Source organism: Arthrobacter sp. FW306-1B-F12A (assembly GCF_058781865.1).
In genome coordinates, this window is the sequence record NZ_JBYSXD010000016.1 from 68,291 (window position 1) to 81,351 (window position 13,061).

General features: G+C 62.5%; 10 protein-coding genes and 2 tRNA genes. 10 read left to right on the forward strand and 2 right to left on the reverse strand.

Going from position 1 to position 13,061, the window contains the following annotated elements; genetic code table 11:
- Nucleotides 1–8: 8 nt before the first annotated feature.
- The gene (locus tag AC3WJU_RS10265; protein ID WP_492259795.1) at nt 9–1,454 is read right to left on the reverse strand and encodes a zinc-dependent metalloprotease; all 1,446 of its coding nucleotides are present in this window, start codon (nt 1,452–1,454) and stop codon (nt 9–11) included.
- Between the two features lie 225 nt (nt 1,455–1,679).
- Between AC3WJU_RS10265 and AC3WJU_RS10270 the strand changes: the two genes are divergently transcribed.
- The 10 genes from AC3WJU_RS10270 (at nt 1,680) to AC3WJU_RS10315 (ending at nt 11,992) form a co-directional block, all read left to right on the forward strand.
- On the forward strand, nt 1,680–2,888 hold the full coding sequence (locus tag AC3WJU_RS10270) for a YlbL family protein (protein WP_492259797.1): 1,209 nt from the start codon (nt 1,680–1,682) through the stop codon (nt 2,886–2,888).
- A 133-nt stretch (nt 2,889–3,021) separates the two neighbouring features.
- Nucleotides 3,022–6,024 carry a UPF0182 family membrane protein gene (locus AC3WJU_RS10275; protein ID WP_441437164.1) on the forward strand — a complete coding sequence of 1,001 codons (3,003 nt, stop codon included), beginning with the start codon at nt 3,022–3,024 and terminating at the stop codon, nt 6,022–6,024.
- 193 nt (nt 6,025–6,217) lie between these two features.
- Nucleotides 6,218–6,291 (forward strand) — tRNA-Met (locus AC3WJU_RS10280).
- Between the two features lie 346 nt (nt 6,292–6,637).
- Nucleotides 6,638–6,714 (forward strand) — tRNA-Met (locus AC3WJU_RS10285).
- 363 nt (nt 6,715–7,077) lie between these two features.
- Entirely contained in the window at nt 7,078–7,365 is a 288-nt protein-coding gene (locus AC3WJU_RS10290) for a hypothetical protein (protein ID WP_306961105.1), read from the forward strand.
- Between the two features lie 81 nt (nt 7,366–7,446).
- Nucleotides 7,447–7,818, forward strand: a complete 372-nt coding sequence (locus AC3WJU_RS10295) for a VOC family protein (RefSeq protein ID WP_059387516.1) — start codon at nt 7,447–7,449, stop codon at nt 7,816–7,818.
- Between the two features lie 184 nt (nt 7,819–8,002).
- Nucleotides 8,003–8,770, forward strand: a complete 768-nt coding sequence (locus AC3WJU_RS10300; protein ID WP_345452877.1) for an electron transfer flavoprotein subunit beta/FixA family protein — start codon at nt 8,003–8,005, stop codon at nt 8,768–8,770.
- A 13-nt stretch (nt 8,771–8,783) separates the two neighbouring features.
- A complete protein-coding gene (locus tag AC3WJU_RS10305; RefSeq protein WP_492259796.1) occupies nt 8,784–9,755 on the forward strand; it encodes an electron transfer flavoprotein subunit alpha/FixB family protein in 972 nt (323 codons plus the stop codon).
- Nucleotides 9,756–9,845: 90 nt separating this feature from the next.
- Entirely contained in the window at nt 9,846–10,778 is a 933-nt protein-coding gene (locus AC3WJU_RS10310; RefSeq protein ID WP_492259798.1) for a cytochrome b/b6 domain-containing protein, read from the forward strand.
- A 77-nt stretch (nt 10,779–10,855) separates the two neighbouring features.
- Nucleotides 10,856–11,992 (forward strand): acyl-CoA dehydrogenase family protein, encoded by a 1,137-nt coding sequence (locus AC3WJU_RS10315; protein WP_284983762.1) that lies wholly within the window; start codon nt 10,856–10,858, stop codon nt 11,990–11,992.
- 59 nt (nt 11,993–12,051) lie between these two features.
- On the opposite strand, the gene AC3WJU_RS10320 is transcribed toward AC3WJU_RS10315, so the two are convergent.
- A complete protein-coding gene (locus AC3WJU_RS10320) occupies nt 12,052–12,840 on the reverse strand; it encodes a PspA/IM30 family protein (RefSeq protein ID WP_284991524.1) in 789 nt (262 codons plus the stop codon).
- Nucleotides 12,841–13,061: the final 221 nt, after the last annotated feature.

Genomic DNA, 13,061 nt, shown 5'->3' on the forward strand with positions numbered 1-13,061 from the left:
AGGAGCGGCTAGGCTTTGGGCTCTCCGGGCTCCGCGTCGTCAGGGGAATCTCCGTCTTCAGGCTTCGGAGCCTCCGGACTGTCCGCTGTGTCCTCCTCATCCTTCGGAGCGTCGTAACCACCTTCGAGGAGCTTCTGCAGCGCGTCGTCCACTTCGGTCTCGCTGGCTTCAGCCAGGCGGCGCCGTTCGGTGAAGCCCGCCGGGTCGTCGAGGTCGTGTGCCGTGGGGAGCAAATCGGGGTGCTGCCAGATGGCATCGCGGCCGGCGATTCCACGTTCGTCCTTCAGCGCGGCCCACAACGCGGCGGCTTCGCGCAGGCGCCGCGGTCGCAGCTCGAGTCCCACCAGCGAGGAGAACGCGTGTTCGGCGGGTCCTCCCGTGGCGCGGCGCCTCCGCACAGTCTCGCGGAGTGCGACGGCGGATGGCAGCATATTCTCGGTGGCAGCAGCCGTGAGCTCGTCCACCCAGCCCTCAACCAGCGCCAGGGCGGTTTCGAGTTTCTCCAGGGCAGCCGATTGTTCGGGAGTGCGCTCGGGCGTGAACACACCTTGGGACAGGGCTTCTTGAATCCCCTCGGGGTTGCCGGGATCGAGGTCCCGGGCGAGGTCCTCGACGCGGGACAAGTCGATGTGGATGCCTCGGGCGTAGGCTTCGATGGCCCCGAGGAGATGTCCGCGCAGCCATGGAACCTGCACGAAGAGCCGGGCATGCGCGGCTTCGCGGACCGCAAGGAACAACCGCACGTCATTCTCCGGGACGCTCAGGCCTTCGCCGAACTTCGCCACATTGGCTGGCAGCAATGCCATCTCAAGATCAGCGAGCGGAACGCCGATGTCGGTAGAGCTGACCACTTCGGCGGACAGGGCCCCGATGGCCTGGCCCAGTTGCATGCCGAAGATGGCTCCGCCCATGTTCTGCAACATGGACGAGGTGCCGCCCATCATGGCCTTCATTTCTTCCGGCATCTGCTGGGTGAGGGCGTCCGACAGGGCATTGGCGATGCTGTTGGCCACCGGCTCAGTGAGCCGTTTCCACGTGGCGAGGGTGGCTTCCACCCATTCAGCGCGCGACCAGGCGCGGCCGATGAGGCCCGTTGCCTGAAGATCGGTGACGGGATCCAACCAAAGTTCCGCGAGGCGGAGCGCTTCGTCGACTTCGCGGGCCTGCAGGGCATTCACCGACGGATCCGTGCCGGCGGCGGCAACACGGCGGGCGTTCTCGTGGGCAAGCTGCCAATTGACGGGGCCCTCGGAAGTGGAGCTCATCATGGCCTGCACTTGGGCGAACATTTGCTGCAGCATATTCGGGTCGTTCGGCAGTCCTGCGGCTTTTGCCAATTCGGCGGGGTCGATGTTGCCCATGCCTTGCCCGCCCATCAGGTTCTTCAGCATTTCTGCCAAGGGATCCACGGGTGAATCGTCTCCATTGGAGGGGGTATTGGGGTTGGAGGTCATGGTGCCGCCGATCGTCGGTGTGACTGGTGATCACTTTCAAGGTACCGCGATGCCCGGGGGCTGTCTGCCTCAAGAACGCGTCGTTCGCTCTAGGCAAAGCACGACTGGCAGGCACAGCAAGTAGGGTGGATCGTTGGTATGTTTACCGGCCTCCGCGCTGAGGGGGTCGAAACGGTAGCGTCGGACACACGGTTCCCGGCGCGGAGAGGTCCTTCATTGACTAGTTTGCCGAGCCCCGGAGCTGCCGGGGAACCCGGAAAGCCTCTCGGCCCCTCCAACTCCGAGGACGTCCCGACATCGGACGGCCATTCCCCGGAGCGGGACACCGCACCATCGCAGGAGCCGGTACAGGAAGCGCCCGACGCGCCCCCACCGGCACGGCGCCGCGACGGCCGGTACGTCGCGATGTTGGTCGCCGGGGCCCTGACCGTTGTGTTGGGAATCGCCGCGGCTGTCCTTCCTGTTCCCTACGTCGTGGAATCTCCCGGACCGACGTTCAACACCTTGGGCATGGACCACAACAAGCCTGTCATTAGCATCACCGGACACGCGTCGTATCCCGCCAAGGGAAATCTGGACCTGACTACCGTCTATATCAACGGCGGCCCCAACGGACCAGTCAACATCTTCGAGGCCTTCCAAGCCTGGTTGGACGGTTCCAAGGCCGTGTACCCCGAAGAACTTCTCTATCCCAAGGGCACCACCAAGCAGCAATCCGAACAGGAAAGCGCGCTTGCCATGACCACGTCCCAGGAGAACGCAATAGCTTCGGCCCTTCAGGAAGAGAACATCCCGTACGGGCAGAAGCTTGCGGTCGCAGGATTGTCCGATGGCTCGGCCTCGGCGGGCAAACTCCAGGCCGGGGACGTCTTCACGTCGATCAACGGCAAGGCCGTCACGTCCCTGAACGTCGTCCAAACCGCATTGGCCGACGGCGCGGGCGCGCCTGCCGCCGTCGTCGTCGATCGTAACGGCAAACCGGTGACGGTGAGCATTACTCCGGGCAAGGGCTCAAACGGCAAGTACATCCTGGGCGTACTGCTTCAGTACAAGTTCACATTCCCGTTCGACGTCAAGATCTCCCTGGACCAGGTGGGCGGACCGAGCGCCGGCATGATGTTCGCGCTGGGGATCATCGACAGCATCACCCCCGGGGACCTCACAGGGGGCAAGCATGTGGCCGGCACCGGCACCATTTCGCCGGACGGCACCGTGGGACCCATTGGCGGAATCGCCCAGAAAATGCGCGGAGCCCGCAGCGGCGGCGCCACGCTTTTCCTCGCGCCTGCCGCCAATTGCGACGAGGTCGTGGGCCACGTTCCGGACGGGCTGCAGGTAGTCAAAGTGGACACCCTCGCGGACGCGAAATCCGCTGTGGAGCGACTCGCCTCGGGCCAGGATATGTCCCGCCTCCCGACATGCTCCAACAACTAGACTGATGATGGAACTTAGCTCCACCGCCACTCGTGGCACTAATGACGGCCTCCGCCATTACTACCCGGCACCGGGGCCGACGAACACACGCACTGATGACCGTTAACTGACGACCAGCGATGAGGTATCGAGTTTGTCCCGTCCAGCCAGCACCAGCCCGCCCGGAAGACCGCAGCGGAGACGGGGTGCACTCACTCCAACTTTGATCATCGTCGCCGTCGCCGTGGTGGGATTCATTTTCTTCGCCAATGTGTGGACAGACGTCCTCTGGTATCAGCAGTTGGGCTTCTTCGAAGTCTATTTCAAGGAGAACCTTGCCCGGATCCTGATCTTCCTGGCGGGATTCGTCCTGATGTTCGTGCCGGTCTTCTACGCCATCCGCGTTGCCTACCATGCACGGCCGGTCTACGCTCCGGATTCCGAGGTCAGGGACAACCTGAATCGGTACCAGGCCCAACTGGAGCCCGTGCGACGCGTGGTAATGATCGGCATCCCCGTGCTGTTCGGCCTCTTCGCTGGCAGCGCGGCCGCGAGCCAGTGGCAATCGGTGCTCTTGTTCTTCAACCAGGTACCCTTCGGCCAGGCCGATCCCCAGTTTGGCCTGGACATCAGCTTCTACCTCATGACTTTGCCGTTCCTTGGCTTTGTCACCGGTTTCCTCATGAGCGTTGTGGTGATTGCCGGAATCGCGGGAATCCTCACCCACTACCTTTATGGGAGCATCCGGCTCATGGAACGCGGCATCTTCACCAGCCGTGCCGCCCAAATCCACTTGGCCGTGACCGGGGCCGTTTTCCTGCTGCTTCTCGGAGCCAACTTCTGGCTTGACGTCTACAGCACCGTCCAGAACAACGGTGGCCACTGGGCAGGTGCCCTCTACACGGACGTCAACGCCGTGATTCCGACCAAGACCATCCTGGCCGTTGCCGCGGGCCTGGTGGCCGTCCTCTTTATTGTGGCCGCCGTGATTGGCCGTTGGCGCTTGCCCGTGATCGGCACGGCCATGCTGATCATCACATCCATCCTCGCCGGTGGTGTCTATCCCTGGGTCATCCAGCAGTTCCAAGTCCGCCCCTCGGAGCAGACGCTCGAAAACAAGTACATTGACCGCAACATAGCCATGACCCGGTCCGCCTACGGTTTGGACAAGATCAAGGTTTCTCCCTACAACGCCACCACGGACGCCAAGACCGGGGCGCTTGCCAAGGATGCCCAGACAGCCGCCAACATCCGGCTGTTGGACCCGAACCTGGTTTCCTCGGCGTTCTCCCAACTGGAGCAGTACCGTCCGTATTACCAGTTCCCCAAGGCCCTGAACGTCGACCGGTACACCGTGAACGGCAAGACCCAGGACACCGTGATCGCCGTCCGGGAGTTGAACCAGGACGGGCTGAACGCCAGCCAGCAGACCTGGGTCAACCGGCATATCGTCTACACCCACGGTTACGGCGTCGTGGCGGCCAAGGGCAACACCTTCACGGTTGACGGAAAGCCGGACTTCCTGCTGTCCGGAATTCCGTCCATGGGTACCCTTGGCAGCGATGCGAGCTACCAACCACGCATCTACTTCGGTGAAGATTCGCCGGACTACTCGGTGGTCGGCGCCCCCGACGGTGCTCCGCACCGCGAACAGGACCGACCGGCTGGCAAAGACACGTCGACTGAAACTCAGTACACCTTTACCGGCAACGGTGGCCCCAACGTGGGCAACTGGTTCAACCGCCTCCTCTACTCGATCAAGTTCCAGTCCTCGGACCTGTTGCTGTCTGACGGCGTCAACGAGAAGTCCCAGATCCTTTACGACCGCACTCCGCGTGAGCGCGTGCAAAAGGTTGCTCCCTACCTGACGGTTGACGGAAGCGCGTATCCGGCAGTTGTCGACGGCCGGGTGAAGTGGATCGTGGACGGTTACACCACCAGCCAGTACTTCCCCTACTCCCAGCAGCAGCAACTGGGAAACGCTACGGCCGATTCGCAGACGACCTCCGGGCGCACGGCGGCCCTGCCGAACAGCGCGGTCAACTACATCAGGAACTCGGTCAAGGCCACGGTTGACGCCTATGACGGCTCGGTCACGCTGTACGCCTGGGATGACCAGGACCCGATCCTCAAAGCGTGGGAGAAGATTTTCCCGACCACCGTCAAGCCGTACTCGGAGATGTCCGGACAGCTGATGAGCCACGTCCGCTATCCGGAGGATCTGTTCAAGGTCCAGCGTGAGCTGCTTGGGCGCTACCACGTGACCAACGCGGACAGCTTCTACCAGAACAACGACGCGTGGAGCGTTCCGAACGACCCCACGGTCACGGATCCCGTCCGGCAGCCCCCGTTCTACATGTCCCTGCAGATGCCCGACCAGACCAAGCCGGCCTTCCAGCTGACGTCTTCCTTCATTCCACAGGTGGTCAACGGCGCTGCCCGGAACATCCTGTACGGCTTCCTCGCAGCCGATTCCGACGCAGGTAGCCAGAAGGGGGTGAAAGCGGACACGTACGGCCAGTTGCGATTACTCCAATTGCCAACGGATACCCAGGTTCCAGGCCCCGGACAGGCCCAGAACAAGTTCAACTCCGATCCTGAAGTGTCGCGGGAACTCAACCTGCTCAGGCAGGGAGCATCCGATGTGCTCAACGGCAACCTTTTGACATTGCCGGTGGGCGGAGGCCTGCTCTATGTCCAACCGGTGTATCTGAAGTCCACTGGTGAGACCTCCTATCCGACGCTTCAACGCGTGCTCGTGGCCTTCGGCGACAAGGTCGGCTTTGCCCCGACGCTTGACGGTGCGCTGAAGATCCTCTTCGGGGGCGATTCAGGGGCCTCGGCGGGAGACTCGGCCAACAACGGCCAGACCACAACTCCGCCGGGGACTACTACGCCACCTGCGACAGCGGATGCACAGGCCCAGCTAAAGGCTGCGCTGGATCAGGCCAACAAGGCCATCCAGGATGGCCAGGCTGCGCTGGCCAAGGGCGACTTCGCCGGGTACGGTGCCCAGCAGAGCCTCCTGTCCGCGGCGATACAGAAAGCGCTCGACGCCGAGTCCCGGCTTGGTGCCACCCCGGCTCCGTCGGCAAGTGCCAGCCCCTCGGCAAGCCCGTCGGCCTCGTCGTCGCCTTCGCCTTCGCCAAGTAAGTAGGCAACTCTCCAGCTGGCTGATGTCGGCTTAGCTGGAGGTTTTTGCAAGACCGGGCCAGCCCTCACACCAGGGCTGGCCCGGTCTTCCGTTTGATATGGCGGCCCGTGCATGGTGGCCGCCCGGCGGGGGAGACGGAGGTCACGTCGTTTGGATTTGGCCTGACATTCACCTGCAGGTAAAGTAGTTCTTGCGACGCGGGGTGGAGCAGTTCGGTAGCTCGCTGGGCTCATAACCCAGAGGTCACAGGTTCAAATCCTGTCCCCGCAACTGGAGAAAAGATCCGGCACAGTGGAAACACTGTGCCGGATCTTTTTGTTTTCCACCGATTTGTGGATGGGGGAGTGCGGGATCGGTGGGGCATGTGCCGGGTACGGCTGTGCCAGCTCCGTCCTGACCTTCTTTGAGCCTTCTGGGCGCCAGAATGACGCGACTCGCAGTGTCGTAAGCGCTTTCCGAAATCAAAGAAGGTCAGGACGGCGCCAAGTCCACGGGAGGATAACCACCCTCAAGGGCTGTTGCTCCTGCCCGAAGGACCTCCAGATCCCATCGTGCTGCAGCGCACACCTGAATGGTCAGGGGCGCCCTCGAATGTGAGGTAGAGTTGATTCTGCGACGCGGGGTGGAGCAGTTCGGTAGCTCGCTGGGCTCATAACCCAGAGGTCACAGGTTCAAATCCTGTCCCCGCAACCAAATAAACGAAAGAGTCCGCCCGACTGGGCGGACTTTTTCGTTTAACCCCATTTCGCCGCCCTCCCGACCCTGATGTGGGCGCGCAGTGGAGACATCCGCTCCTAATTTCCCCAAGGAGGTCTTGGACGCGGTCTTAGACGGCCATGCGGGCCGATCCGGGTGAAACGTTTTTCACACGCAGAAGCGCCGAGATCCACACTGAGATTGCCGGAAAACACACTGATTTTTGGCAAATCTGTAAGGATCTTAACCACTTCGACCCCCGAGAGGCAGAATGTCGGAGTAGTTTCTTGGGCGGGGACAAAGCTTCATCACTGGAATACAGGCGGCGCTCCGCGTTGGCCGGCTCGAGGAGGGACCCCAATGAAAACGGTGTCGAAAATAGTTGGCGCAGCGCTGGACGGCGTGGCCGGCGGATTGGCCCTGGCGTTCATTCTGTGCGTGGCAGTGAGCGTGATCGCCATTTCGACGGGTTCCCGGGCGACCCTGCCGGGACTTTTCACCGCGACTCGGGGAGCCGAAAACGGGGCGCTGGCCTTGGAATTCCAGCCGAACTTCGCCGGAATGGTCGTGGTCATAGCGTTGTCGGTACTTGTCAGCGTGGTGATGGCCGTGCGACGCACCAACCCTCAAACTCCCGGTCCTCGTTGACAGTCCAGCTCCTGGAGGAAGACACTTGGGCCGAATGGCCCGTTCATCCTGACGGAATGGGCCGCCCTGAGGAGGCCCGAGATGATCAGTGCGACGATGGTAGTGGCGACGATTCCGGTCACCGATCTGGAGCGGGCGAAAGAATTCTATGGCGGCATCCTGGGGTTGACCTTCCTCTGGGAGACTCCGGTCGGCGTGCGGTACCGTTGCGGATCCGTCAGCGAGATCTCAGTCTTCAAGCGTCCGCCTACCGCTACAGAGCACACCCTTGCCCACTTCGAAGTGGACGACATTGAGGCCGTGGTCGGCGACTTGGCCGCCAAGGGCGTGGAGTTCCTCGACTACACAGAGGGTCCCCTTGCCACAACAGGGCACATCGCTCAGCTCGGCCCCGCCCGTGGCGCATGGTTCCGTGATCCCGACGGGAACACCCTCGGCATTCGCCAGGGCTAGATCGATCGCTTCGAAAGAAGGCCTGCAACCTGCCGCCGGCCCGAATCCCCATGCCCGGCGCGAAAAATCCCTGCAGAATCAATAGGAGTTCCAAGTATTCCTTCCTTCGCTCCATGGTAAATACTAGGAGTTCCTAGTATTCTCGATTCCAAGCGTCAGCCATTTGCATCGAGGGAGCTGTTGAATGAAGATCGTCGTGCTCGTCAAACAAGTGCCGGATACGGCCGAGGAACGGAAGCTCGACCTGGCAACGGGCCGGCTCGACCGTGAGGCTGCCGATTCCGTGGTCGATGAAATCAACGAGCGCGCCCTCGAAGCCGCGCTGCGCATCAAGGATGCCAACAAAGGCACCGAGGTTGTGGCAATGACCATGGGTCCTGACGACGCCACGCAGTCCTTGCGCAAGGCCCTCTCCATGGGAGCCGATTCAGGGGTTCACATTGTGGATGATTCCCTGGCCGGCGCCGACACCGGTCGAACGGCCGCAACGCTGGCGGCTGCACTGAGGTCTACTGGGTTCGACGTGGTGATGGCCGGCAACGAATCGACGGATGGCCGCGCCGGCGTCGTGCCCGCCATGATTGCCGAACATCTCCAACTGCCACTGTTGGGTTCATTGATCTCCGCGGAAATCGCCGACGACGGCGTGAGCGGCGTTCGCCAGGGTGAGGGTGGAACCCTCAATGTCCGTGCCGGACTGCCCGCCATCATCACTGTGACCGAGCGTTTCCCGGAGGCCCGGTTTCCCAACTTCAAGGGCATCCTGACGGCCAAGCGCAAACCCGTCACCACGTTGTCCGCCGCCGAGCTTGGCGTCCCGACGGGCGCCAGCCACACCGTAGTGGTCTCCACCGTTGAGCGGCCGCCGCGCGCGGCCGGACGAAAACTCATAGATGACGGGACCGCGGCCGACGAGCTGGCCGAGTTCCTCGTTGCGAACCGCCTGGTCTGACGGAGGAAAAGAAATGTCGAACGTCTTGGTGCTCATTGAAATTTCCCACCGCGGCGGGATTGCCGCTTCGGCCCGCGGGCTGCTGGCTGCCGCAGCCACGCTGGGTTCGCCGGTCGCCGTCGTCGTGTCCTCGGCACCGCTGGCGGGCGACGACGTCGCGCGCCTGGGTGAGCTCGGCGCGGCAAGGATCTACTCGGCTGTGACTGCTGCCGCCGGCACTGTTTTGGTGGCACCCGCATTGGATGCACTGAGCGGGGCCGTCGACGCATATGGGCCGGCTGCCGTCCTCACCGCGAATTCGGTGGATGGCCGCGAAGCTGCCGCCCGGCTTGCTGTGCGGGTCGGCGGGAGCGTGCTCGCCGACGTCGTGCAGGTGCGTAGCGATGACGGAACGGTTGTCGCCCAGCATTCGGTGTTTGGCGGGGCCTACACGGTCGAGTCCGTGGTGGAAGGCGGGCTGCCCATCCTCACCATCCGGCAGGGGGCGATCGAAGGCCAGGCTCCCGCAACCACGGCAGACCTGCAGACGGTGTCCCTCGATGCTCGAGAAGAAGGCGCCGCCATCATAGACCAGTTCAATGACGATGCTGCCGTCTCGGCCCGGCCCGAGCTTCGGACTGCGTCGACGGTGGTTTCCGGGGGACGGGGTTTGGGCTCGTCCGAGAACTTCGTGCTGGTGGAACAGCTCGCCGACACGCTGGGCGCAGCGATCGGTGCGTCACGCGCCGCCGTCGACGCCGGGTATATTGCGCAGACGGCCCAGGTAGGCCAGACCGGTGTCAGCGTGTCCCCGCAGCTGTACATCGCATTGGGAATATCCGGAGCCATCCAGCACCGCGCAGGCATGCAGACCGCCAAGACCATTGTGGCGATCAACAAAGACGGGGACGCGCCCATTTTCGAGGTGGCCGACTTCGGAATCGTGGGCGATATTTTCACCGTTGTTCCGAAACTCATCGAGGCCGTCAAAGCCCGTTCCAACTGACGGCGTAACAGGCTTTGGCCGCTTCGGTCCAAAGCCTGTTAGCTTGATGCGTCCCTGATTGCAAAGTTCTTCCGAGAGGTGTCTGAGAAGATGTCCACCCCCGCCAAAAAGTCGACAGCAGCCAAGAGCAAATGGTCCCAACCCCTTTGGGTGGTTCCAGGCGTGCTGCTCGTCCTTTTGCTCATCGTCTTGTTTGCCAAATGGTTGACGGGCCTGTCGGGTGTGCAGTCGTTCTTGCACGACTTCCCGGGTGCCTCCAGCCTCCCGGAGAACGCTCCCGTAGGTTTCCCGGCATGGCTCGGTTGGCAGCACTTCCTGAACGTCTTCTTCATGGTGCTCATCGTCCGATCTGGTTGGCAGGTCCGCACGGCCAAGAGGCCTCCGGCCCAATGGACCCGAAACAACAAAGGATTCATCCGGACCAAAAACGCGCCAACCAAGATCAGCCTGGACCTGTGGTTCCACCTGACCCTGGATGCACTGTGGGTGTTGAACGGCATCGTCTTCATCATCGTGATCTTTTCCACCGGGCAATGGATGCGGATCATTCCCACCAGCTGGGATGTCTTCCCGAACGCCCTTTCCGCCGCCCTCCAGTACGCCTCGTTGAACTGGCCCACTGAGGACGGTTGGGTGAACTACAACGCCCTGCAATTGCTGACCTACTTCGTCACGGTCTTCATCGCCGCCCCGCTCGCCATCATCACCGGTTTGCGCACCTCCTCTGCCTGGCCCAAGAAGGCCGGCACGGTGAACAAGGTCTATCCCATCGAACTCGCCCGGGCGGTGCATTTCCCCGTGATGGTGTACTTCGTGCTCTTCACGATCGTGCACGTCACCCTGGTCCTCGCTACCGGGGCGCTGCGCAACCTGAACCACATGTATGGCGGCAGCGACGATATCAACTGGGTTGGTTTCGGCATTTTCGCCGTGTCCCTCCTGGTGATTGTGGGCGCATGGTTCCTCGCGAGGCCGCTGTTCCTTCGCCCTGTCGCTTCCCTGATGGGCAAAGTCAGCAAGTAAACCCCAGCGGATAGCTAGAAAAAGGCCAGTAAAACCGGACAACCCGGAGAACTGGGAAGAACTGCAAAGGAGTGCCAATGTTTGAGCTCACGGAGGACCAGCAAGCGGTGGTGGAGATGGTGCGCGATTTCGCCACGACGGCCATTGCGCCGCACGCCGCAGAATGGGACGAGACCAAGCATTTCCCTGTGGATGTCCTGCGTGAAGCGGGCACCCTCGGCATGGGAGGCATCTACGTCCGGGAAGAATTCGGCGGCTCGGGCCTTTCCCGCACCGATGCGGCGCTGATCTTCGAGGAGCTGTCCAAGGCAGACCCCACCATCGCGGCCTACATCTCGATCCACAACATGGTGGTGTGGATGATCGACGCTTTCGGCAACGATGAGCAGCGGGCCCAGTGGGTGCCGCAGCTCGCGTCCATGGAAGCGCTGGGCAGCTATTGCCTTACGGAGCCGGGAGCCGGCTCGGATGCCGCCGCGCTGAGCACCAAAGCAGTGCTCGACGGCGATAGTTACGTTCTTAACGGCACCAAGCAGTTCATTTCGGGTGCCGGAGTTTCCAGCGTCTATGTGGTCATGGCGCGGACCGCGGACACGGGCAGTCAGGGCATCACCGCAATCGTTGTGCCCGCGGACGCGCCTGGGCTGTCCTTCGGCCCGAATGAAAAGAAGATGGGATGGAATGCCCAACCCACCCGGCAGGTCATCTTCGAGGACGTACGCGTCCCCGTGGCGAACCGGCTTGGCGAAGAAGGCAGCGGATTCGGCATCGCGATGAAGGGCCTCAACGGGGGCCGGGTCAACATGGGCGCTTGTTCGCTGGGAGGTGGCCAGGCGGCACTGGAGAAGTCCATCGCCTATCTCAAGTCACGCTCGGCTTTTGGCGGCCCGCTCATCAACCAGCAGTCCCTGCTGTTTGATATTGCCGACATGGATACGGAACTGGAAACTGCCAGGACCCTGATCCTCCGGGCCGCGGACGCTTTGGACCGTGGCGCCCCGGACACCGTGAGGTTGTGCGCCATGGCGAAGCGCGTCGCCACGGACGCCGGTTTCAACGTGGCGAACAAAGCCATCCAGTTGCACGGCGGCTACGGCTACTTGTCGGAATACGGCCTCGAGAAGATTGCCAGGGACCTGCGCGTCCACCAGATCCTGGAAGGCAGCAACGAAATCATGAGGCTCATCGTTGGACGGCTCGCCGTAGGGGCATAAAGCACTCAGAAAGCGAATGGCCGGGCCTCATTGGAGGCCCGGCCATTCGCTTGGCTGAACTAGAGCTTGTCGAAGTCGGCTTCGTCCACGGTATCGTCTGCCGGAGCGGTGGCGCCGGCGCCGATAGCGGCCTTCGAACCGCCCGACTTCAGGGCCGCCAGGCGGGCCTCGATCTCAGTCTGCTCTCCAAGGTCCTCAAGCTGGTTGAACTGGGCGTCCAGGCTGGAGGCTGCCAGTTCCTGCTGGCCGAGGACCTTCGCCTCTTCGCGGCGGATCTTCTCTTCGAAGCGGCCTACCTCGCTGGTGGGGTCCATGATGTCGATGCTCTTGAGGGCGTCGTGCACCTGGGTTTGGGCAGCAACCGTCTTGGAGCGGGCAACCAGCTCATTGCGCTTGCTGGTGAGTTCGTTGAGCTTGCCCTTCATCTGGTCGAGGCCGCTCTTGAGCTTGTCCACGACCTCCGACTGGGACGCGATGTTCGGCTCGGCGGCCTTGGCCTCGTTTTCGGCCGACATCTGGCGCTGGATGGCCACCTTGGCAAGGTTGTCGAACTTGACGGCGTCGGCCGCGTTGCCGGACGCACGGTACTCGTCCGCCTTGCGGGAGGCTGCGAGGGCCTTGTTGCCCCAGTCCTGGGCGTTTTTGATGTCCTCGTTGTAGTCGGCCTGCAGCATGCGGAGGTTCCCGATGGTCTGCGCGACGGCGGACTCGGCTTCGGCGATGTTGTTCGAGTAGTCGCGGACCATCTGGTCCAGCATCTTCTGCGGGTCCTCAGCCTGGTCGAGCAAGGCATTGATGTTCGCCTTGGCGAGCTGCGCGATCCGCCCGAAAATGGACTGCTTAACCATGGTGTTGCCTTTCGTCCTGCTCAGTGGTGCCCACTGAATCCAGTGATCAGTTTTTTGTACCGCTCTACGTGGGGAACAGGCCCCCACCTAGTCTTTGGGAGTTAGAAACTACCGGAGTCGCCGCCGCCGAAGTCGCCTCCACCTCCACCGTCGCCGCCGAAGAAGCCTCCGCCCCCACCGCCGTCGCCACCGAAGAAGCCTCCGCCTCCGCCGTCGTTGTT